We start from the raw sequence: 23743 nt of genomic DNA, 5'->3' as shown, positions 1-23743 counted from the left end.
GCACCCTGTGTGCGTGTTTCGTTCATCGTTCTACATCCAGAGGCTGAAACCATGAATTATCGACTGGCATTGCTGCTCGCAGGCTGGCTACCGCTTATCTCTCACGCTGGACCCGCGATCAACGTCGGCGTGGTCTACGACTATCTCGACGGTGATAAGAGCACTTACCTGAAACGGGTTTTCAACGGTGGCGACGCCACCGCGTTCGTCAAGATCAACATCCTCGAAATCGTGTACGACGCCGACGGCACCGCGCGGGAAATTGCGCTGGTCAACCAGACCGAAGCCAATGCCCGTGATGGCTTGATGGCCAGCCCCGCGCGACTGATCGTCCCGGCCAATGGCATGCAGGGCAGTCGTCTGGTGTTCATGGGCGAACGGGAAAAGGAGCGTTATTTCCGCGTGCGATTCGTCCCGGTGGTGCCGGAAAAAGAAGATGAATTTGCAGTGGCCGAAGAGGAGCGCGATGAATACAAAAAAGGCCTGTCGGCAGGCGTAAACGTGTTGGCCGGATACGGCACGGTGTTCTTCGTGCGCCCCAAGGAGACTCGTTTCAACAGCGTGATCAGCAACGACGCGACCCGCTATGAAGTGCGCAACAGTGGCAACAGTACGGTGGTGGTCGACGAGTTCAGAAACTGTTCGGCGAAAGATGAAAGCGACTGCCAGCCGACCACCAAGCATCACGTACTGCCAGGCCGTGCCTTCACGTTCGATAAACAGAGCGGTCGTGAATACAACTTCATGTTGATCGAGGGCAAGTCGAGCAAACCGATCGAGGTCAAGGGTTGATACCCGGACGTAAAAGGTGATGAAGATGTCAAACACCACACGCGCAGCCATTTCACTGGCGCTGCTGTTACCCATGAGCGGCATTGTGAATGCGACCGTCGAGCGTGAAAAGTTCGAGGTCTCGGTGAGTATCCCCACCGCGGAGTTTTATGTAATCCCCTCCGAGCCTGACTGGATTCATCAGGAGCAGGCGTTGCCGTTCAATCCGGTATCGGGGACGTTTACCCCGCTGCGAAAGAACTTCGATGTGAAAAACGTCAATGGCGGCATTACGGCGCGCATGAGTACCGAGCCCTATCTGAGTAATGGCAGGGACACGGACAACATCCCGTTGATCGTAACGTTCAACCGCAAACGCCTGAGCCTCGTTGCCGAACCGGTCATCACTGAACTCGATGGCCAGGCAGGCCAGCGGGTGGGCCTGGAAATAGCCGCGGCTTTACCGGTGGACGCTTATCAGCCAGGCAGTTACTACGGCAGTGTGCACATGATTTTTGAAGCGCTGGCGCCTTGATCATTCATGCGCGAGGACATCGCTGCGCTTACCGGCTTTGCGGTCGCTGGTTGAGTAATTTTCAGCGGTGCGGGTGTCGCTCGGCGCTGATCTCGCCACAAGGATCTTTCAGAATGAACAGCAGTCGATTCAACAATGTTTTAAAGCGTCTGGTTGCGGGCATTGTGCTGTCTGCGTCTCTGAGTCTGACGGCGCAAGCGCTGACGAAAAATATTGACGCGTCGTTTCGACCCGATGCGGCAAACCCGCAAATGAACAAGTTTCGTAACGACACACCGGTAACAGGAGTGTGTGCGGGGCACATGCCGGCTCGATGTGAGGCGATGAATATTTTCTCGATCAGGGACGATATGTTCAAAGCGAATTCCAATGGTCCGTTATTGGCCGACGCCGCTGATCCCAGGCAGGGCGCGATGTTCAAGATGCCGTCCGACTGGCGTCGTTTTCAAGTGACCCACACAGAGACGGGGGAAGTCGAAACCGTTGAAATGCGAATTGCCGGGGTGGGTGTCAGGTCTGATCTGCCTACTGATATGTCGCATCACAAGGTGTGGGTCGGTGGGCAAGGGTCCTGGTCACACCCCAAACCACCCAATCCTTGCCAGAGTACGGGTTACGTGATCGGTACACCTTGGTACATTCTTTGGCACTGGATCGTTCCGGAACGGGCGGGAGTCTGTGCCGTAGCTGCACAGGTAGAAATTCCTGAATTGACGTATCAACTACTCGAATACTCCTACGAGCTCAGGACCCCCAATCCTCTAACCATGTCCACCGGCAACTACACCGGTTCCATCACCTACACCATGGGGCCGGGGCAAGATTTCGACTTCGGCGACATCATGATCCCCAATGACACCCTGTACACCTTCAACTTCAATTTGTCGGTGCAACACACCCTTAAAGTTGAAGTCCCGCCAGGCGGGCACCGGGTCGAGTTGCTGCCCCAGGGTGGCTGGCAAGCCTGGCTGAATCAGGGGCGCAGACCGACGCGATTATTCCGCGATCAAACCTTCAATCTGTCGGCTTCTTCGCGCTTCAAGATGAACCTGGAATGCCAATACGTCAGCGGTAACAACTGCGCACTCCTGGAGCCGAATGCCGGTCACGTTGTACCGCTTGAAGTCAGTGTCACGCTGCCGAGCGGCTTGACTGATGCCTCGAACGAGCCGGTGAATCGTCGTCCATTGCGTCGCGATGGTGTCGGTACCGAGCTGTTTCAGCCCGGTATTTACGTGGACCGCAAACCGGGCACGCTGCATTTCGAAGTGCCGCGTGATGACGTTGAGGAGATGATCAACCAAGGGACCGCCCGCCACTACTCAGGCAACGTCACCGTGATCTGGGATTCGCAAGTCTGAGCCTGGCCTGAACAACCGCCAGTTGCAGTGGGCCGACCTGCGGACATGACGACAATCATCGTCATACCCGCAGGGTTGCCACGGGGGCTGTTTCAGATTCCAGCGTTTGTCAGTGCTGTGCGGGTCAGTCGTCTGCCCAGCGCCTTCTCCTCATCGCCGATGTCGGTGTACAGCCGTTCGTACACTGCGTCGGTCATGGCGTCACCGGTGAAAACCGTAGCGTCTGGAACCGATAGCTGTCGGGCAAGATTTTGCAGCGCCTGGCGACGCAACGCTTTTTGCTCTTCAGGCAAATCCTTGCCATCCGCCCAGGCTTTTTGCGCTACACGCAACTCGTCCAGTTGCCTGGCTTTGCCTTCGTGGATACTTGCGTTGTTTTTGAATTGGCCTGGGTAAGTGTCGTGTAAGTAGTCCGTCCAGAAAACCTGCTCGAGCATCTTGTTGACCAGGCCGTCGCCCTCTTCCAGCGCAATCACCCTGTCATACGCTTTATCGATGGCTTCCTGATCGACGCCGGCGAGCTCTGACCAACGTCTGTCCCGGGACTGCCATGGCAGCTCCAGGCGCTCGGCCAGTCCGGTTTCATAGGCTAAATGCACCTCCACTTCATCAGGTCGGCCTGCCCGGGTGGCAACAACTTCACGGGCGATGTCGTTGACTTGCTCAAGGCGCGCCGCGCCTTTTGCCAGCGTCACCAGTTTGCCTTCCAGTTCTGCCTGTGACGTCGAATACGAATAGGCTTCCGAGGCAAGTACCTTGATTCCCATGTTGTTGAACATCTGCGCGCCGGCATTGGCGCAGGTCGTCGGTGCCGTGGATTCGGCGAACAGTTCATTGCGCACTTTCGGATCGAGATAAGCGGCGTCGATCATGCGCCAGACGCGATCGGTAAGTTGCTTGCGAGCGTCACCACCGTTTCGGTAGTCGGCGGATATCAGCAGTTTGTCGATGACCTGAAAGAACCCCTGTGAATCGGGTTCTGTCGCCAGGTCGTGCCATGCCTCGAGCCTGAACGCCCCGCGCCCGGACTCGCTGGTGCCCCAGAATGTCAGGTCAGACATTCGCCAGGACGACACATCCCGCGCAGCCGGTTCACTGTAGTAATGCTCGGGATCGATGCCGACCGATCTTCGATACTCGTGATAGGCCAGCCGATTGGCTTCAGACAGACTCTCGGCATCAAGGCGTGTACGAGCAACAAGCAGCGCCTGATCGGAACCTGCGGTCACCTGCGGGATTCGACTGATGGGGTTTGCCTGCATGTCCAGAAAGAAACCTCTGGGCCGACGCTTTTTGAAAATCCCCTCCGGCCAGCCATCAATGCCGGTTTTGTTCAGGCTCAGTACTTTCAAGCGTGGCATGCGCTCGACATTTACCGCACGACCCAAAGGGTTACCGTCGAGCCGCAAGCTTTCCAGACGCGTCAGGTTGCCCAGACGCTCGACGTCGGCGGCGCTCAGTTCAATCAGGTTGTCGCTCAGACGCAGCGTCTCGAGCATATGCATATTGCCGATGCCTTCGGGAAGTTGCTTCAACTGACAATGTCTGGCGCTTAACTGACGCAGTTGCCGGAAGTCTTTCAGCAGGCCTTTGGAGTCGATGGCAAAGCGCGAGTTATCCACATTCAGTGCGGTGATCTGGTCGAGGTACTTGCTCATTTCCGGCAGTTTTTTCCACCACCGTACGAGATCGCTCGGAGCCAGATCGCTCGACAGGTCAAGCGTATATCCCTCATCCACATGGGCGCTGCGTTTGTCGAGGAACCTGGCTTTTCGTTTGAAACAGTCGATAAGTTGCTCAGCGATGTGTCGTCCGCCACCGCTGACGAAATTGCGTGGGTCTGATACCGGGTAATCCGGTTGTTCCCACTGCCACTTGTGGAGTAACACGCGCAGGTCGTCGAGCTCTGTTTCCAGGCGTTTCAGTGTGGCCATCGCGTCGTCCTGGGTACCCAGCGACTGGACAAACTGCCTGACCTCTCGCTCATTGAAATGAGGGTACAAATCCTCCACCCATGAGGCGAGGTTCGCCTCATGCCGGGACTGCCTGGGCCCTCGCAGCAACAGTAAATCTTCTCTTGGGCACTCAGGCACACGCCCTCGATCATCAAGGGCGACCCGACGTTCGGCCGGCGTTGCAGTCCGCGCGATGACCCACTGTTTGAACAGGGGGCCTTCATTGCGGCGCAACCTCAGCGCATTCAATTGTTCGTCAGGCAACGCCTGCAAAACACCTTGATACAGATCAGTCGGCTCATGCAACTTTGTGCCTTGGGCGTCTTGAACTTCATAGCGGCCGTCGCTGCCCTTGACCAGAATTCGTACGGTGGCGGCATTCTCCGGGCCCACCTGGCAAGTCAGCTCACCATCGAAACGGCCGACGCGAAGCTCGATGCGCACATCTGCCAGTGAGTCGCTGTAAAGGCGCAGCGCATTGAGCGTCAAGCGTTCGGTATCGGCGTTCGTTAAAGATTTTCGGTAAAAACCTTCATGCGCCCGCGCGGTTCGCGTTTCCAGCTGCAGCTCCCGGGCGATGCGTTTGAGGCGCAAGGGGAGGCGATTCTCGGCGACCATGATCGCCCGTTCGGCGCGGGTGGCTGTGGCCAGAAGATTGTCGATGCCTTGCGCCGGGATGTCGGGAAACGCCGCGCGGATCAGGGGCGCCAGGCCTTTATTCTCGAATACTTCACGGCTGGCGTAATCTTCGTTGAACAATTTGCCGCGGCCGTTCTCAGTCACGGCAACGATGCGTTTGCGCAACGCGCGAACGCGCGCATCCAGCGATGCCGGAAGGGCATCTGCCGGGACATCGAGAATGATCGCCGTACCGTTTTCATCCAGCGTCTGCATCACGATCTTCAACAGTTCACCGTTGAACAATTGGCGATCCTGGAGTTGAACAACCAGCTTTTTACCTGCCGAAGCGTCTTTGCCTGTGTGCTCCCAGATGGTTTTGTGCGTAGCGTCAATAATCCGCATCGAGGCTTTTTCGGGCCACATGCCATGAGCCGTGAGTATCTGCAGCTGTGTCACGGGGTCCGCTTTTCCATAGACCAGCGGGTCGTCGCTGCTCAGGGAGTCGATGAACGAACGGATGTCCGAGTCAATATCAAGGCGCTCTATCGTGTCGGTCAGCAGAGTGGGAGGGCGCAGGTTCTCGACATACATGCCACGCAATTCTGCGGGGTCGGTGCCGCTGATCTTGCGCGCTGTTTCGAGCTGGGCATCGCTCAGATCCGCAACGGCAGGGCCAATGCGACGCAATAAAGTGGCGTCGTCCCAGGTCCGCGGTTGCTCGCCTTCGAGCACGTAGGCACCCGTGCCATTGAGCGTGACTTGCGGTTGATAGGCTTCAGTGCGTTCAGGGTGTTTCAAGCGAGTCGTGCCGGTTTTCGCATCGCGTGTGAGTTCATAGTGTTTGTCCTGCGCACGCAGAATCTCCTTGCCTTCGTACGCGTGCACGCCTGTTGCGTCGGGCTTGGCGTCCTTCGGCAGATCGATTGTTCGCTGTTCATAGGGGGCGTGGTCCGGGTGCCAGAGTGTGTCACGGCCATCGGGCAGCTTCACGGGCTTCATGCCCTCGACCAGTGGCGATAACTTGAACTTGAACGCGCCCGCAATCTCGGCCCCGGTTGCAAATAACGCCAGTTGAATGACATCCGTCACCACGCTGACTACGTGCTCGGCCGCCTCAAGGCCCAGGCCTTCAGCAAGATCGACAATGCCTTCGATCACGTCATAGGTCAGTTGATAAACCGTGTAAGCCATCATCAATTCGCCCAGGCCCGGCACGAATGGCGTCGCTATCAGCAAGGCCACGTTGAAAATGTCCGATACGATTTTCTTGAAATTTTCCCACCAGGCCCAGCGCGCCCTGGTATCAGTGTCGGCGGTAGACACGGCGATTACCTTGGCGTCGTTGAGAATCTTGTTGAGCTTTTGCTGATAGGCATGTGTCCAGTAGTCGCTGGGCAGTGGCAGGTGCTCGAACTTCAGGTGCGCATTGAGCTTGTCTTCTGTACGCCATGGCGGACGCGAGTCCGTCGGATCAACCTTTTCGTGCCAGACCACGTGGCTGAGACATTGTTCGAGGTCGGCAAAGAAGTGCCCGCGCTGTTGATGATCGACAAACTGGCTGAAGAACTGGCGGTAACTGAGTTGCGATGCAGCGCCGGTTTTGTTTTCGCGCAGTTGCCGCGTCAGCTCAGTCATGAAGGCATCGGGTGATGTGTATTCCTTCAGCGGATGCTCCGGATCATGGGGGACATAGGCAATGAGCTGGCGAATGCCTTGGCTGTCTCTCACGGCAGGAACCAACAGCAGCACACCGGTCAGACGTGTCTCCATCATGGAAAGATCACAGCACTGCATGCGTAGGCCATTGAGCAGCGGCAGAGGGGCGCCATTGGCCAGCGCGGTGATCAGCTTGTAGGCGTCGATCTGAATGTCGCCCGTGGTCAATGCCAACTCGGCGGCGGCGCTTAATGCATCCTTCAGACTTTGCGTCACTTTGTGCTGCATGACGGCGACGGCCACCGGTTCGCCGGGCAGCAAGTAGCTTTGCAGGTGCTGGTTGTACAGTTTGCCGATGTCCAGTTCCCTGCACAGCGTCTGGAACTGGCTGATGGTCATCTTTGCCTTGATCGGCAATATATCGAAATGCCCGAGCTTGTCGGGTTGGCTGATGTATTGCGAATCGGCAAGTACCGTTTCGCTGGCAGCGAAGTTGTGCAGCGCGGCGTCCAGCAGCGATACGGTTCGAGTCGTGACACCGCCCAAGGTATCGATCGTGTACCAAGGTCCTGTCTTGGGGATGTACAAGTGCAGGAAGGTTGTCTTGACGTCATGGGTGACGGCGTATTTTTCCTTGAGCTTCGCCTGGAGCAAAGGCGCCGCGAATGTACGCACGTCCTGGAGTTTTTCGAACAGCTTGTCGACCTGATTCTGAGAGCCCCAGGCCTTCAGGTTGGCGTTTTTCAGTTGGGTGTGTTGGCCGGCAGGCGCGGTGTTGTACCAGGGCTCGATCTTCAGTGCCGCGCTCGCCAGTGCCTTGCCCCGGCCGAGGCTCGCGGTTTTGAAGTTTTCGTGCAGGGTGGAGCTTATGAAATCGTAGTGCCGACCTTTGTTCTGGTCAGGCGTGGAAGCATCAGACATGGCAATCATCCTTGATTGTTTGAGGATGACCAGCCTATCTGTTGGAGGGCAAAACAAAAGTCTAAAAATTGCCGCCCCAGCGGCTCTTTTACCCGTTTATCCGCTGAGTATTTGAATCTGAAAAATAACTGACTACCACCTGCCAGGGCGCCAATCAGTGTTGCTCCAGGCGTGCAACGCTTGAACCTTCAACCGGGCGACATTGTGAGTCGCTGCCCGGTTGCAGATACGCCGTGAGAATTGGCGCCATGCCCTTGAGTACCTGCGTCGGCAAGGCCGAGGTGAATTTGAAGTTCTCCGCCGAGCGCCCCGGAACGAACGCGGTGAGGGTGCCGAAATGGTGATCGCCGATGTAGAACACGAAGGTCGCGGTGCGGTTGATCGACTTCGAACTGAGGATGCGTCCGCCCGAGCCGATGGCTTCGATGCGGTTGTCGCCGGTACCGGTCTTGCCACCCATGGCCAGTGGGGTGCCATCCGCGAGTTTGAAACTGCCGGAAACACGTTTTGCCGTACCGGCGTCCACCACTTGCGAAAGTGCTTCGCGCATCGCCGTGGCGACTTCCGATGGCATCACCCGTTTGCCAACGTGCGGGTCGTTGACCAGCCGGGTTTCATAGGGTGTGTCGGCGGCAAAATGCAGACTGTCGATCCGTAGTGTCGGCATGCGCACGCCGTCATTGAGGATGGTGCCGATCAGTTCGGCCAGCGCTGCCGGACGGTCGCCGGAGCTGCCGATGGCAGTGGCCAGCGACGGCACCAGATGGTCGAACGGGTAGCCGACTTGTTGCCAGCGTTGATGAATTTCAAGAAACGCCTCGATCTCGAGCATGGTGCGGATGCGGCTGTCGCGCGCGCCTTTGTGCTTGCTCTTGAACAGCCAGCTGTAGACTTCCTGACGTTCGAAGTGACTGGCCTTGACGATCTGGCTGAAGGTCGCGTCCGGGTGATTCAGCAGATAGCCGATCAGCCACAGATCGAGCGGGTGGACCTTGGCGATGAAGCCTTGATCGGGCAAGTCGTAGCTGCCCGGGCCGTAGGAATCGTAGAGCCGGATGAGGCGGTCGTCTGTCAGTTTCTCGTTGAGCTTGGCGCCTTTGAGGTGCGAGCGCACGAAAGTGTTGAAGTCTTCCTGGCTGGCGTTCGGCAACAGATAACGGTGCACGGCGGCCATGCGGATCGGCGTCGGGCGCATGCTGTCGAGGAACGTTTCGAGACGCGCCTTCGTGTCCTTGTTCTTGTACTTTTTCCAGAACTTGAGCAGGAACGAAGTGCCTTCGCGATCGGCGAAACTCGCCAGGTATTCCTGGCGCCTTGGGTCACGATCATCCTTGAGCAACTCGGCGCTGCTGTTGGGACCGGAGTAGGTGGTGTAACGCACGATATCGCGCATCAGCCGAATGAACGGCAGGTTGATCGACTCGCGCAGGGAGTCGCGCAGGGTCGGCAGGCGACCGTTGTCCTCTTTGCGAAAGTTGTTGAAGGTGTGCAGCCCGCCGCCCGTGAAAAATGCTTCGCCGGGGCTGGCCGAGTATTTGCGATCCAGCGCTGCACTGAGCAGCTTCGACAGGTCGTGATCCTTGTTCTGGATCAGGTAATCGACAACCCAGCGGCTGAGGCGATCCTGCTCCGGCACCTCGACTTTTTTGAGTTCCGGCACGCCCATGGCGCCGTACTTGTCGTGCAGTTCGGCGATGATTTGCAGGTAGGTGGTGAGCACGCGCATCTTCGCTGTCGAGCCCAATTCGAGTTTGCTGCCTTCATTGATGTCGAACGGCTGGTCGGTGCTGTCGGTCTGCACCCGCACGCGCGAACCATCCGGGGTCAGTTCGAACAGCGTGAAGCTGTAGCGCACTTGAGTGGTGCTGGTCGGCGTCAGCAAGCGCTCGCCGAGCAAACCGACTTCGGCAGCGTAGGCCGGGTCGGCGAGTTTCTTCAGGTAGGCGGTGGCCTGGGTTTGCAACTCGCCTTGCAGGGTGCTGGTGGCCGAGAGATCGAGCCGGTCGAGGTCGTACAGCGGCCGGTTGAGCATGCTCGCCAGACGGCTGCGGGCAGCGCTGATACCTTTGTTGGTCTCGATTGGCTGGATGGTCGGCTGGGTCTGCCAGTCGCGATAGCTGACGGTGCTGGCCAGTGCAGCATCGGCCAACGCGCTGTCGATCACGCCGCTCTGCTTGAGCAGGCGCAAATGGCTGTCGGTGAGGTTGGCGAGTTCTTCGCGGCCCCTGGTCAGGTAATACGAAGGGCGGCGCTGGGCAATCATCAACGAGAGCATTTCGCGCAGGGCCAGGCCTTTGTCGGCCATGGTTTTCGGGTCGGTCTGCGGACTGTTGAGCTGCTCGTTGGCCTTGACGAAATCAGTGCCGTACCAGACCCGTAAACCCTCGGCCATGCCGTGCACTTCACCGTGGCCCGGTACGGCAGACAACGGCACGCTGTTGAGGTAATCGCGAATGATGTTTTGCCGTGCACCCAAGGTTTGCGGACCGTCCTGATAAGCACGCACGCTGGCGGAAATCATCTGGCGGATCTTCTCGGCGCCGGAAGCCGTCAGGCCTTCAGGGGAGTGCCGATATTTTTCCAGTTGCGTCGCCAGCGTACTGCCGCCAGCCGATTGCCCGGGCAGATGCAGCACCTTCGCCACTTGCGACCAGGCGGCCATGCCGAACCGTGGCCAATCCACCGCCGGGTTGGCCAGCGGTTGTTTGGGGTCGAGCAGAAAGCGGTTTTCGATAAACAGCAGGCTGCTGACCACCACCGGCGGAATCGCCGCGAAGTTCGAATACAGTTGCTGCGGATAGTTGTACTTGTACAGCGGCGCGGCGCGGCAATCGGTGATCGACAACCCGGCCTGGATCTTCTCGGAATAAGGCACAAACAGGCCTTTGTCGGTGTAGCTGAGCAGGGCGGGGGAGAAGCGTGTCTGCTCGGTGACGACGTAATTGCGTTTGATCAGGCGCGGCAGGAATTCATCGAGCGAGCTGTAACCCAGACGCAAATCGAAGGGCCCGTTGCCCGGATAACGGATGGCCTCACTGGGACCAGGTTCCAGTTTGTAGGTCAGCGAGGCGGCGTATTGGCTGAGTTCACGGGATTGAAAGCGCGAGGTGCGCATTTCTTTGGACGCACCAAGCCCTACCACCACCGCGATAATCAGCAGCAATAGCCAGAAAGCCTTCCACCCATGCCGGCTGCGGCGGGGTTTTTCAGGGACAGGCGCTTGATCATCCACACGTTCAGTCGGAACCACGGCTTTACTCGAATCGGTTTGCCACAAAGCGCCCATAGTCGATTGATCCATTCACGCAGATTGATCGGACTTGTCTGAAGCTTAGACGGTGGTTGGCGCTGGTGAGGAAATTGTGTGGGGCTGGGGGCTGAACAAATCTGGAATCAAGGCACCCTGTAGTGCGGGGATGTCTGTGGTTTGGATATCTCTGGGATGATGGAATTTACTGTGGCGAGGGGATTTATCCCCGATGGGCTGCGAAGCAGCCCCAGATTTATTCAGACATACCGCATTCTCAGGCTTTGAGCCTGCTGCGCAGGCTATCGGGGATAAATCCCCTCACCACAGATAATCCAGGTGAATTCGGTTTTACAGCCAGCAGGCATCCCAGAGCGGGTAGTCGCCGATTTTATCTACCAAACCTGCACGTAGTGGGTTGGCAATGATGTACCGAGCGAACGGCTTCACGTCTTCGCTATCACGGATAGCGCGATCGTGGTAGCCGGTTTGCCACAATGGGCCGCGGCTCCCGGTTTTTCTGTTTACTGCTTGAGTGCAACGCGCCTTGATACCACCGATGACTTGGCCGAGATTGCCGCTCTGCAATTGCATTAACCAGTGAAAATGGTCAGGCATAACAACCCAGGCGATTGACTCAACATACCCTTGTTCGTGTGCGCGGCGAAGTTCTGCGACCAAGAGGCGCCCGGTCTGAAAATCTGAAAATACAGGCTGGCGATTGTGAACCACGGCGGTGATGAAGTAGGCGCGGCCTTGTTCAGAGCTACGGCCAAGGCGCAGACGGTAAGAGTTTGGATGGGCAGGCACTTCACTTCCTTGTGGTGGTTCATTGCCCCCTTAAGGCTAGAGCGCGGTTGGCCGAAGCGGATCTGCAATTGCTGTGTGAAATTTCTGGTTTCTGAGAAGGACCTGTGGAGAGATTTCACCGTGGAATGCAGATTTATTGTGGAGAGCAGATTTACTGTGGCGAGGGGATTTATCCCCGATGGGCTGCGAAGCAGCCCCAGATTTATTCAGACATACCGCCTTCTCAGGCTTTGAGCCTGCTGCGCAGGCTATCGGGGATAAATCCCCTCACCACAGGGGGCGCAATGTCCTTAAGACATTTGTAATAGAGCTGTCGGCGCGGCATTACTGCCAAAGCAGGGGCATGACGTTCAGAACTACGGCCAAGGCGCAGACGGTGAGAGTTTGGATGGGCAGGCACTTCACTTCCTTGTGGTGGTTCATTGCCCCCTTAAGGCTAGAGCGCGGTTGGCCGAAGCGGATCTGCAATTGCTGTGTGAAATTTCTGTTTCTGAGAAGGACCTGTGGAGAGATTTCACCGTGGAATGCAGATTTATTGTGGAGAGCAGATTTACTGTGGCGAGGGGATTTATCCCCGATGGGCTGCGAAGCAGCCCCAGATTTATTCAGACATACCGCCTTCTCAGGCTTTGAGCCTGCTGCGCAGGCTATCGGGGATAAATCCCCTCACCACAGGGGGCGCAATGTCCTTAAGACATTTGAAATAGAGCTGTCGGCGCGGCATTACTGCCAAAGCAGGGGCATGACGATGCACCAATGCTGTGCAATACTCGGCGCCTTTTTCGATAGCGAATATTCCTACTTAAGCAGTTGATGCCTCTCCGAATACCGGGCTTTTACCGAGAGTTCTCGCTAAATGTTGTGGTTTATAGAGTGAAATAACCTGTCGGAAGCTTTTTATACTGCACGCCCCACTGATCTTGCAGGTTTTGTCCTACAAGACGCGTTTGCCCATGAAGCAGGTGCGGTTTCAGGTGAGCCAAGGTCTATCGGCCGACGCTTCGACACTCGGTGGTCATATCCAATAACAAGACGAGGTTGTACCCCTATGCCAGTTGGCAATCACCTGCCTCACGGCGAAACCGCTCAGGGCGGTCCGCTCAAACGTGAACTCGGCGAACGGCATATTCGCCTGATGGCGCTCGGTGCCTGTATCGGCGTCGGTCTGTTTCTGGGTTCGGCCAAAGCCATTGAAATGGCCGGTCCGGCGATCATGATTTCCTACATTCTGGGCGGTCTGGCGATCCTGGTGATCATGCGCGCCCTCGGCGAGATGGCCGTGCACAACCCGGTAGCCGGGTCGTTCAGTCGCTATGCGCAAGATTATCTCGGCCCGTTGGCGGGTTTTCTCACTGGCTGGAACTACTGGTTTCTGTGGCTGGTGACCTGCGTCGCGGAAATCACCGCCGTCGCCGTCTACATGGGCATCTGGTTCCCCGATGTCCCGCGCTGGATCTGGGCCCTCGCGGCGTTGATCAGCATGGGCTCGATCAACCTGATCGCGGTGAAGGCCTTCGGTGAATTCGAATTCTGGTTCGCCCTGATCAAGATCGTCACCATCATTGCCATGGTGATCGGCGGCATCGGCATCATCGCTTTCGGTTTCGGCAATGACGGCGTGGCACTGGGGATTTCCAACCTGTGGGCCCACGGCGGCTTCATGCCCAACGGCGTGACCGGTGTGCTGATGTCCCTGCAAATGGTCATGTTCGCCTACCTCGGGGTCGAGATGATCGGCCTGACCGCCGGTGAAGCGAAGAACCCGCAGAAGACCATCCCCAACGCCATCGGCTCGGTGTTCTGGCGGATTCTGCTGTTCTACGTCGGCGCCTTGTTCGTGATTCTGTCGATCTATCCGTGGAACGAGATCGGCACTCAGGGCAGTCCGTTCGTGATGACCTTCGAGCGTCTTGGCATCAAGACTGCCGCCGGCATCATCAACTTCGTGGTGATCACCGCCGCACTGTCGTCCTGCAACGGCGGCATTTTCAGCACCGGGCGCATGCTCTATAGCCTGGCGCAGAATGGCCAGGCGCCGGCCGGTTTCGCCAAGACCTCGAGCAATGGCGTGCCGCGTCGTGCACTGTTGCTGTCGATCGCTGCGCTGCTGCTGGGCGTACTGCTCAACTATCTGGTGCCGGAAAAAGTCTTCGTCTGGGTAACCTCGATTGCGACATTCGGCGCGATCTGGACCTGGGTGATGATCCTGCTGGCGCAATTGAAGTTCCGCAAAGGCCTGAGCGCCAGCGAACGTGCCGCACTCAAATACAAAATGTGGCTATACCCGATCAGTTCGTACTTTGCGCTGGCGTTCCTGGTGCTGGTGGTCGGCCTGATGGCGTACTTCCCGGACACCCGCGTCGCCTTGTACGTGGGCCCGGCGTTCCTGGTGTTGCTGACCGTGTTGTTCTACGTGTTCAAGTTGCAACCGACTGGTGACTCACAAGGAGCAGTTCGCGCTGCCTCATAACTGACGAGCGTGCGGTAAAACAAAAAGTCGCAACGTGCGGCAGTGCCTGTAGTGGTGAATATATTTCCCCTGCAGGAACTGTTGCAGGGTGCGACTTTTTGTATTTATGCGGTAATGAATTTGATCGGCGGGCGGTATAAGTAACCTTTCTATATGTGGTTTTAATCCCTCTGTGGTTGGCTCTGGCTATAAAGTATTCATGTGTTAGAAAGTTGTGCTTAAGTTGGTCGGGTAAGTAATTTGCAATAGATGCCGGCTTCTTGTTTTGTGTGTTTCGTTATTTACTTTTGGTCCTCTTTAATTGATCAAGGGATGATCGAATGTCTGAATCTAACGGTTCCGCAAGTAATACTGCTGCGGCAGAAAATAACGAGTCCAATGCAGTTCCGGTCTATTTTAAAGTTGATAAAGTCGTGCCGCACCGGTTCGGCGATTTTGGCGGGGCACTGTCTTGGCCGATGCCTTTGTCGGTCTCTCAAAAGGGTAATGTGCTGCTCGCCGCCAGCCACTATTTGAATCGTATCGAGAACCCGGAAAGTGCGTACATTGGTGTGCTTGATTATCTGAACGGTGAGTTGCGACTTTCTGATGACGCACTTCGCGATGCACCCTCGGCGCTGGAAAAACTGATTACCGGCGCTCGTGGCCAAGCGTTGGGGCTGGCGGTGCAGAATCGCCTGAACGGGATTGCCACGGATGTCAGTATCAATGAATACGCCATGGCCGGCATCCAGTTGGTCCTGTATCAGGGATCGCTTGAAGATCCTCAGCGCAACACGGTCGCCGGGTTCGACCTGGCAGGTGAGAAACACTGGGGCAAACCCGCGTCGGCGATATTCAATAATCTGGTTGAGTATCTGGTCAAGGCACACTTGAGCAGCCGGAGAATGGCCCAATTGACCGCAAACCTGTTGATGGTGTGGAAGGCGCCCGCGCTGCTGATCAGCGACCTTCCCGACCATTTGAAATACGGTAGCGCGGCATGGTTTAACCTGGCTGTTGCCGCGCAGACGATCGAAGCTCAAACACCGGGTAAAGTCGCGTATATGACCTTCGCCCAGGTCATGGCCAGCGCTGAAAGCGCTGCTCAGGCAGATCCGGACGTTACTCTCCGGGCTCAGACAGCAGCGTTGGTGGACTGGGGTGTCGTCAATGGTTTGCTGGGAAAAAGATCCGATGATCTTTACACCCACTCACAACTGGAGGACGTGAAGACACATTTCAATGATCAATTGGCCGACCGGCTTAATGCGTCGATCCAGTTGAACAGCGAGTTCCCAAGCCGCAAAGAAATCGCGTTGGCCAGGCTTAAAGAACGGTTTACAGGTGACGTACCTTTTGAAGAGCGCCTTCTGGAACAAGAAACAGCAGAGGGCGGCGATGGAGTCTTCCTCTCTGCGGACGGGTGGAATGGCAAGTATTCCTTATTGGATATCGCCATGACGGGAAGCTCCCGTCCCCGTCGATGGAAAACTCGCGATGCCCGCCTGGTCCTGCATCTGAATACCATCAACGAACTGCACAACCTAGACGTGCCGCAAACCTTCCAGACTCGGTTTGACAATACGCTCGGCAAGCTGAAGGACGGTGTCCGTCTGACCATAAGCCATCTGATATCCGAGTTGCCACTTGAGGACAGAAAGAATCTGGAATATGGCCGCGTGACTTTTTTTCAACATAAAACTTACAAGTCAAACGGCCATTGGGGAAAAGATCTCCAGTCCACGGACGCGAAACTGACCATTAAGACTGAGTTGGGCCGTGATACAACGGTCTATAACATTCATTTGAATCGTGGAGTCATTGAAAGAGTTGAGTTTACCCAAGCCGTTCCAGGCGAGTCTTACAATACTGGCAGCCCGAGTATTCAGTACGCCACTGAGTCCTTCCATGCCTTCGACAAGTCGGTGGCGGCAAAGCTCTTGCCAACTACAGCGATTCTCTCGACAACTCCGGCCAGTTACGCGAGTGTAAGAACCCAGACAATTGCCGATGTTTTTGTTAAACATCTTGATCTGGATAATGAGAAAATTCTTAAAGATGCCAAAGGCCAGACTACAAAAGAACGGGAAGATGCGGCCGCGCAGAGGGTCATTGATTTTGTACTCGACCTGATCCCGTTCAAGTCAGCTATTTCCAACTTTATCAAAGGCAATTATGCCGAAGGTGCAGTGGATCTGTTCATGGACGTATTGGGGTTCGTCACGGCCGGCGCAGGTGCTGTAGCGAAGGTGGCGAAGATCGGTGCCAAGACGGCTTCGGCAATTGGCAAAACCCTTAAGGCCGCAAAAATCATCGGCGCGGTGGTCATTGGCGAACTGAACCCGTTGAGCGGGTTGACGGGGCTGGTAACGGGAGGGACCCGATTGCTGGGCAAGGGTGTCAATTTCGTGGGCAACCAAAGCCTGCATTACCTCAACAAGTTGCGCGGGGCTTCTGGCAGCTATGATCTGTTGCGTGTTGCAGGCAAGCAACACGGACCGACACTGATTGGCGTCTGGAAGCTAGGCGAGGAGAGTGTCGATGGTGTGGGGGTGTTAAAAAATGGCCAGTTTTATCAGCTCAATCCTGTGAACAATCGGTTGTATGGCCCCCCAGGCGATTTTCGACCCAAGCCTGGCCGCCTCGGTCTTGGGGGATTGGACAACAAGGACTTGGGGCGCTTCGCCGTCAGACCATCGGAAATCGCCGGTCTTGAAGCCAATGCCCAAGGCATTTTTCGAAGTGCCGACGGGGAGCGCTTTTATATCCGCAACTTCGATGAAACCGGCGCAGAGGCCGTGTACCAGATCAGGAACGATTTCACCCGGAGCAGCGATTTCACGGACGTCATCCTTGTCGATCCCGCGACCAATCGCACGCACGGCGCGAGGCTCTGGCAAGTGGCGCCGGATCAATGGCAACCGCTGGCAATACGCGGCGGAAACCTCACCGACGAGATCAAATGGATCCCTTCGCCTATTACGCGCCAGCGTCTGCAAAACGGCTTGTCGGAGCCAATCATTGAAGCCATAACGACCAGTGAAGTCGCACATCTGTCCCGCAATTGGGGCGACTATCATATAGTTTCGTTTACAGCCAGTCCGACCAATATCCACCACGCATTATCGGGCACGGAGTTCGCTCAACTGTCGATTAGCTGCGACCTTTTCAATTCAAAGTTCTGGTCAAACCCACTCGAAAAGAACTCGCTATTGACCAACAAGGAAGGTGGCGCAACGATGATTTTCAGTATGCAGCGAATGAAGACTACCGGCGCTGTGAAAACAGAGTTCAATGCCTTGAGGGCGTTGGAACTGCAGGCCGGCGAAGTGCCGGGTAAAATCGATTCGGTACACGGTTTTTGGGTAGCACAGGGCGGCTATGTGGATATCCCGGTTCATCCGGGATGGGCGGACGCCGACCATGTTTTCACACCGGGTTTCGGTGGCTGTTCATTTGTGGTGGATCAGATGGGAGACAGTACGCTGCGCGTGCGGCATGTCGAAGGTAGCAAGGAAGCGGCTCAATACAACAACCTTTCCCGTCATGAGCACGGGATGGGGCAAAGTGCTGCCATGGAGTTCACGGATTATGGAGTAGGTTTTGATCTGAACGGCAATGCCGACACGATGCTGACCGGATTTTCCTACTTGAAATATGACCGGGCGGCGAAGCAGTGGAAAATACACTACCAGTCCCAATACGGCGCGCCGGTCATCAACAGTTATTCCAAAAATGATGCTGGCTGGTTTGAGCCTTCCACCCGGATGGCTCTGGTTTATCCCCAAACACATATCGTGAAGACCGGTACCAAACCGGTGGAAACGGTCGCCAATGTCGCGAAGCGAGGCGAGGTTTACGCGGCCATCCCGGCATAGCGGGGGAGACCCTGTTGGTGACCAAGGCTTCATCGTCATGAAAGAACCCGGCCTGCAACCGACCGGTGACTCACAAGTTGCGATTCGCTCGGCTTCATAGCTGACGAGCGTGCGGTAAAACAAAAAGTCGCAACGTGCGGCAGTGATTGTAGTGGTGATGTTTCCCCTGCAGGAACTGTTGCAGGGTGCGACTTTTTGTATTGTGCAGTAATGAGTTCGGTCGGCAAACGGTGGGAGTAATCCATGAGTATTCGGTTTTAATCCCTGTGTTGTTAACTTCAGTTGTCAAGGGTGTGTAAGTAAGTGCTTTATGCGTGAAGTGTTTGGCTAAGTGATTTGCAATAAAAGCCGACTTTTTGTTTTGCTCGTTTTGCTATCTACTTTTGGTCATCTGTAATTGATCAAAGGAAGATCGAATGTCTGAATTAAAAGGTTCTGAAAGTAAAGTTGCTGCGGCGAATAGTAATGAGGCTGGTGTTGTTACAGGCAATGTTGAAGTTGATAAAAACCTGCCGCACCGGTTCGGCGATTTTGGCGGGGCATTGTCCTGGCCGATGCCCCTGTCTGTCTTGCAAAAGAATAACTTACGGCTCGCCGCCAGCCACTATTTGAACGGTCTTGATGATTTTGGAACTGCGGGCTTTGGTGTGCTGGACTATCTGAACAGCGATTTGCAGCTTTCTGATAAAGCGCTTGGCGATACACCCTCGGCGCTGGAAAAACTTATTACCGGCGCTCGTGGTCAAGCGTTGGGGCTGGCGGTGCAGAATCGCCTGAACGGGATTGCCACGGACGTCAGTGTCAACGAATACGCCATGGCCGGCATCCAGTTGGTCCTGCATCAGGGGGGGCTTGAGGATCCCCAGCGCAATACGGTCGCCGGGTTCGACATCGCCGATCAGAAACATTGGGGCAAACCTGTATCGGCGATATTCAATAATCTGGTTGAGTATCTGGTCAAGGCACACTTGAGCAGCCGGAGAATGGCCCGATTGACCGCAAACCTGTTGCTGGTGTGGAAGGCGCCCGCGCTGCTGATCAGCGACCTTCCCGACCATTTGAAATACGGTAGCGCGGCATGGCTTAACCTGGCTGTTGCCGCGCAGACGATCGAAGCTCAAACACCGGGTAAAGTCGCGTGTATGACCTTCGCCCAGGTCATGAACAGCGCTGAAAGCGCTGCTCAGGCTGATCCGGACGTTACTCTCCAGGCTCAGGCAGCAGCGTTAGTGGACTGGGGGATCGTCAATGGTTCGCTGGAAAAAAGATCCGATGATCTTTACAGCACCACACAACTGGAGGGTGTGAAGACTCATTTCAATGATCAATTGGCCGACCGGCTCAACGCGTCGATCCTGTTGAGAAGCCAATTCCCCAGTCGCAAGGAAATCGCGCTAACCAAGCTTAAGGAGAGGTTTAAAGGCTACGTACCTTTTGAAGAGAAACTTCTGGATAAAGAACCTATGTCGGGTCGAACCACCGTACCTTCGGGTGGGGGAAAGGGCACGTATTCCTTGTTGGATATCGCCATGACGGAAAGCTCTCGTTACACCCTATGGAGAACGAGCGACAGTCGTCTGCGCCCTCATAGGACGACCATCAACAAACTGTATGACCTTCGCGTGCCGGAAATTTTCCAGGCTGAGTTTGACAGTTCTCTCGGCAAGCTGAAGGAAGGTGTCCGTCTGACCATAAGACATCTGATATCCGAGTTGCCACTTGAGGACAGAAGGAATCTGGAGTATGGCATCGTCACTTTCTTTCAATCTAAGAATTACAAGTCAGATGGCCATTGGCGCACAAGTCTCCAGTCCACGGACCCGGAACTGATCGTGAAGACCGAACTGGGTGCCGATACACAGTTCTATACAATTGATCTGCACGGCGGAGCCATTAAAAGAAAAGAGTTTACCCGCGAACTTCCTGCAGCAAAGTGGAGCTATCCAGACAGCCCAAGCTTCGTGTACGCCATTGAGTCTTTCGAGTTTTCCGACGGGTTGGTAGGGGTAAAGCGCTGGGTAAAGACAGCAACACTCTCGTTGACGCCCACCAGTTACAGCAGCGTAAGAACCCGAATGATTGCCGATGCTTTTGTTCAACATCTTGATCTGGATAACGAAGCGGTTCTCATAGAAGCCAAAGGCGTGACGACGCTAGAACAGGAACACGCGGTCGCGATGAAGGTGGTTGATTTTGTGCTCAACCTGATCCCGTTCAAGTCAGCTATTACCAACTTTATAAACGGCAAATATGTCGAAGGTGCAATAGATCTGTTCCTGGATGTATTAGGTTTCGTCACCGCTGGCGCAAGTGCTGCCGCGAAGCTGGCGAAGATCGGTGCCAAGACGGCTTCGGCAATTGGCAAGGCGCTCAAGGCTGCAAAAATCATAGGCGCAGTGATCATCGGTGAGCTTAATCCACTGTCTGGAGTGCTGGCAGGAGTGCAGCAGGTGGGTAAGGGGGTCAAGTTCGTTGGGAAGATGGCCGTGCACCAATTGAACAAGATTCGGGGGGCATCGGGTGGGTATGACCTCTTGGTCGCAGCGGGTAAAGAGTTTGGCCCGACGGTGCTGGGGACCTTCAAAGTGGGTGAAAAAAGCATCGATGGCGTGGGGGTTTTGAAAAACGGAAATTGGTATCACTACAATGCCTATATCAATAAGCCATATGGTTTGCCTCATGAGTTTCAGCCAAAGCTTTTCGGCCAGGGACGAATCTTTGGACCCAGCGTCGACAGTGCCCTTTACCACGAGCGTTTTTATAATAATTTGATTAGTGCGCGAAAACCGCAAAATCTTTCCTCCTATCAAAGAGGATTCAATAATGGGCTTTTAGAAGGAATCAGCGATTATAGCCCAAGTCTGGATCTCGATGAGTTATACGAGTTGGCTTCAAATCCCAAGTTGCTTCCGGAACAGATTGGTGCACTAACGAAGGAAATCAAGCGCAAGACTCTGGATAGTTCCTATTATGCTACCAATCTGCTTCTTCAAGACGTGCCGACAAAGTTTACAAAGGTTACCCCGATGTCGCAGGCATATTATATAGCTTATGTTGACTTGGCCTCCAAAGGTGAATGTGCAGGACTCTCCAGCGCCATGGCAGTTGCCATGGCGCAAGGGAAAGAGGATGTTCTCTTGCAAAATCTTTACAAGGCCGCTCACAAACCAGATATTCCTCAAGCCAATAAATTCATCCATGATCTGCGGAACTTTCAGGACAAGGTCAATAAAAAGTCTAATTTTCATTTGAATGCGACCCTGGAAGTGATGACTGTTAATGAAATTGTCAACACACTGCTTTCTTCTCCCCATTCAAAAACGCTGATGCTTAGCACCAAAGATCACGGAATGGTTGCAGGGATTAGAGTGACCGATGGCAATCCCCAATGGTTTTTTTATGATCCAAATTCGGGGCTGGCGAAGCTGGAGTCTATAGCGGCCATGCAGGAAACTTTTGTTAAAGTGCTGGAAAACGGTGCGCTCGCCTCTTCGCACAATACATTTCGAAGTACGCGAGGAGGTCGCGTTTACGAAGTCAGCGAGTTCAATATCAACAATATTGATGCGAGTTACATTGAACACGTGAAAGAACTGTCTTCTATCGAGTTGCCCGATTTGCCGGATGAGCTGCTCTCGATTCAAGTCATGATTTGAAGACAGGATCCAACTGATCGACGATTGCGGATTCATCGTCATGGCGATGATCATCGACGGCTTCCGTCGCCAGTCGTCGGAAGTGGATTTTCACGAAGCCACCTGAACCGCGCAGAGGTATAAACACGTCCACGCACTTTTGTAGGAGTTGCCGAAGTAACTCCTACACAAGCCTACCAGTCCCAATACGGCGCGCCGGTCATTCACAGTTTTTCCAAAAATGCGCCCGTGATTCATACTGGCACAATCAACCTTCAGGCCGCCGCCACTTCCTGTGGCTCAAAACTGTCCGCCCGTGCCATCTGCCACATCCGCGAATAGAACTCGCCATTCACTTCTCCGGTCAGCAACTCCCCCGGTTTCAGGAATACATGCAACTGCGAGAACAGCTTGATCTCGGTCGCCGACATACGTCGTACCAAGTGCTTGGCCGACAGTTGCGAGGGGTGATCGAGGCCGGCGGCGGCGAGCATTTCCGCCAGCGCCTTGAGCGTGTTGCGATGGAAGTTGTAGACCCGCTGCGCCTTGTCCGGCACGACCAGCGCGCGTTGGCGCAGAGTGTCCTGAGTCGCAACGCCAGTCGGGCATTTGTTGGTGTGGCAGCTCTGCGACTGGATGCAGCCAATGGCGAACATGAAACCGCGTGCGGAGTTGGCCCAGTCGGCGCCGATGGCCAGCACGCTGGCGATGTCGAAGGCGCTGACGATTTTGCCACTGGCGCCGAGTTTGATCTTGTCGCGCAGATTCAAACCGACCAGCGTGTTGTGGACGAACAGCAGCCCTTCGCGCATCGGCACGCCAATGTGGTCAGTGAATTCCACGGGGGCGGCGCCGGTACCGCCTTCCTTGCCGTCGACGACGATGAAGTCGGGAAGGATGCCGGTTTCCAGCATGGCTTTGGCGATGCCCATGAACTCCCACGGATGGCCGAGGCAGAATTTGAAACCCACCGGTTTGCCGCCAGACAGTTCACGCAGTTGCTGGATGAAATGCATCATCTCGATCGGCGTCGAAAACGCGCTGTGGCGTGACGGCGACACGCAGTCTTCGCCCATCATGATGCCGCGGGTTTCAGCGATTTCTTTGGTGACTTTGTGCTTGGGCAGGATCCCGCCGTGGCCCGGTTTGGCGCCTTGGCTCATCTTTATTTCGATCATGCGTACTTGTGGGTTCTGCGCCTGGGTGGCAAAGCGTTCCGGGTCGAATCGGCCGTCGCTGGTGCGGCAACCGAAATAGCCGCTGCCCAGTTCCCAGGTCAGGTCGCCGCCGTGTTCACGGTGATAAGGGCTGATGCTGCCTTCGCCGGTGTCGTGGGCGAAGTTGCCAAGCTTCGCCCCTTGGTTCAGTGCGCGGATGGCGTTGGCGCTGAGCGAACCGAAGCTCATCGCCGAGATATTGAACACCGACGCCGAATACGGCTGCGTGCACTGCGGACCACCAACGGTGACACGAAAACTGCTCGGGTCGCTCAATGGCGCCGGACGCATCGAATGGCCGATGAATTCAAAACCGGATTGGTAGACATCGATCAGCGTGCCGAACGGTTTGTCGGCGCTTTCATTTTTTGCCCGCGAGTAGACCAGCGAACGCTGAGCGCGCGAGAAGGGCAGGGCGTCGCTGTCGGACTCCAGCAAATACTGGCGAATTTCCGGGCGGATGCCTTCGACCAGATAACGGATGTTGCCCAGAATCGGGTAGTTGCGGCGCACCGCGTGCGGGCTTTGCAGCAGGTCGAACAGACCGAGCAGGCTTAGCACGCCAGTGACGGCGGTGATCGGCCACAGCCAGTCATGTTCGAGAAAAGGCAGGCTGGCGAGGGTGAACATCACGCAGACGGCAAAGAAGGCGTAGCGGCTCAGGAGGGACAGGCTCATACGGTT

General features: G+C 55.7%; 10 protein-coding genes. 6 read left to right on the top strand and 4 right to left on the bottom strand.

Going from position 1 to position 23743, the window contains the following annotated elements; genetic code table 11:
• The first annotated feature begins 51 nt into the window (after window positions 1-51).
• The 3 genes from ACA061_RS21370 (at window position 52) to ACA061_RS21360 (ending at window position 2667) form a co-directional block, all read left to right on the top strand.
• Entirely contained in the window at window positions 52-792 is a 741-nt protein-coding gene (locus tag ACA061_RS21370) for a molecular chaperone (protein WP_210555003.1), read from the top strand.
• Window positions 793-817: 25 nt separating this feature from the next.
• A complete protein-coding gene (locus tag ACA061_RS21365; protein ID WP_224450921.1) occupies window positions 818-1306 on the top strand; it encodes a CS1 type fimbrial major subunit in 489 nt (162 codons plus the stop codon).
• Window positions 1307-1419: 113 nt separating this feature from the next.
• Window positions 1420-2667 (top strand): hypothetical protein, encoded by a 1248-nt coding sequence (locus ACA061_RS21360; RefSeq protein WP_497300005.1) that lies wholly within the window; start codon window positions 1420-1422, stop codon window positions 2665-2667.
• Between the two features lie 92 nt (window positions 2668-2759).
• On the opposite strand, the gene ACA061_RS21355 is transcribed toward ACA061_RS21360, so the two are convergent.
• The 3 genes from ACA061_RS21355 to ACA061_RS21345 all read right to left on the bottom strand — a co-directional run bounded on the left by ACA061_RS21355 (window position 2760) and on the right by ACA061_RS21345 (window position 11877).
• Window positions 2760-7820 (bottom strand): NEL-type E3 ubiquitin ligase domain-containing protein, encoded by a 5061-nt coding sequence (locus ACA061_RS21355; protein WP_497300004.1) that lies wholly within the window; start codon window positions 7818-7820, stop codon window positions 2760-2762.
• A 154-nt stretch (window positions 7821-7974) separates the two neighbouring features.
• Entirely contained in the window at window positions 7975-11106 is a 3132-nt protein-coding gene (locus tag ACA061_RS21350; protein WP_497300003.1) for a transglycosylase domain-containing protein, read from the bottom strand.
• A 312-nt stretch (window positions 11107-11418) separates the two neighbouring features.
• Entirely contained in the window at window positions 11419-11877 is a 459-nt protein-coding gene (locus ACA061_RS21345; RefSeq protein WP_497300002.1) for an REP-associated tyrosine transposase, read from the bottom strand.
• A gap of 1048 nt (window positions 11878-12925) precedes the next feature.
• Between ACA061_RS21345 and ACA061_RS21340 the strand changes: the two genes are divergently transcribed.
• From ACA061_RS21340 to ACA061_RS21330, 3 genes are all read left to right on the top strand, one after another.
• Window positions 12926-14347, top strand: a complete 1422-nt coding sequence (locus ACA061_RS21340) for an amino acid permease (RefSeq protein WP_150601760.1) — start codon at window positions 12926-12928, stop codon at window positions 14345-14347.
• A gap of 320 nt (window positions 14348-14667) precedes the next feature.
• Complete coding sequence (locus ACA061_RS21335; protein WP_497300001.1) at window positions 14668-18207, top strand: hypothetical protein; 3540 nt, start codon at window positions 14668-14670, stop codon at window positions 18205-18207.
• A gap of 416 nt (window positions 18208-18623) precedes the next feature.
• Entirely contained in the window at window positions 18624-21863 is a 3240-nt protein-coding gene (locus ACA061_RS21330) for an Mcf1 protease effector domain-containing protein (RefSeq protein ID WP_497300000.1), read from the top strand.
• Window positions 21864-22117: 254 nt separating this feature from the next.
• On the opposite strand, the gene ACA061_RS21325 is transcribed toward ACA061_RS21330, so the two are convergent.
• Window positions 22118-23737: an FMN-binding glutamate synthase family protein gene (locus ACA061_RS21325; protein ID WP_210700243.1), complete on the bottom strand. Its 1620-nt coding sequence runs from the start codon at window positions 23735-23737 to the stop codon at window positions 22118-22120.
• Window positions 23738-23743: the final 6 nt, after the last annotated feature.

Source organism: Pseudomonas sp. LBUM1668 (assembly GCF_059695715.1).
This window is presented reverse-complemented; position numbering and strand designations above follow the sequence as displayed.

Coding starts and splice junctions, on each gene's coding strand:
- ACA061_RS21355 (WP_497300004.1), bottom strand. CDS start 7,820: ATGTCTGATGCTTCCACGCCTGACCAGAACAAAGGTCGGCACTACGAT.
- ACA061_RS21360 (WP_497300005.1), top strand. CDS start 1,420: ATGAACAGCAGTCGATTCAACAATGTTTTAAAGCGTCTGGTTGCGGGC.
- ACA061_RS21370 (WP_210555003.1), top strand. CDS start 52: ATGAATTATCGACTGGCATTGCTGCTCGCAGGCTGGCTACCGCTTATC.
- ACA061_RS21335 (WP_497300001.1), top strand. CDS start 14,668: ATGTCTGAATCTAACGGTTCCGCAAGTAATACTGCTGCGGCAGAAAAT.
- ACA061_RS21365 (WP_224450921.1), top strand. CDS start 818: ATGTCAAACACCACACGCGCAGCCATTTCACTGGCGCTGCTGTTACCC.
- ACA061_RS21325 (WP_210700243.1), bottom strand. CDS start 23,737: ATGAGCCTGTCCCTCCTGAGCCGCTACGCCTTCTTTGCCGTCTGCGTG.
- ACA061_RS21350 (WP_497300003.1), bottom strand. CDS start 11,106: ATGGGCGCTTTGTGGCAAACCGATTCGAGTAAAGCCGTGGTTCCGACT.
- ACA061_RS21340 (WP_150601760.1), top strand. CDS start 12,926: ATGCCAGTTGGCAATCACCTGCCTCACGGCGAAACCGCTCAGGGCGGT.
- ACA061_RS21330 (WP_497300000.1), top strand. CDS start 18,624: ATGTCTGAATTAAAAGGTTCTGAAAGTAAAGTTGCTGCGGCGAATAGT.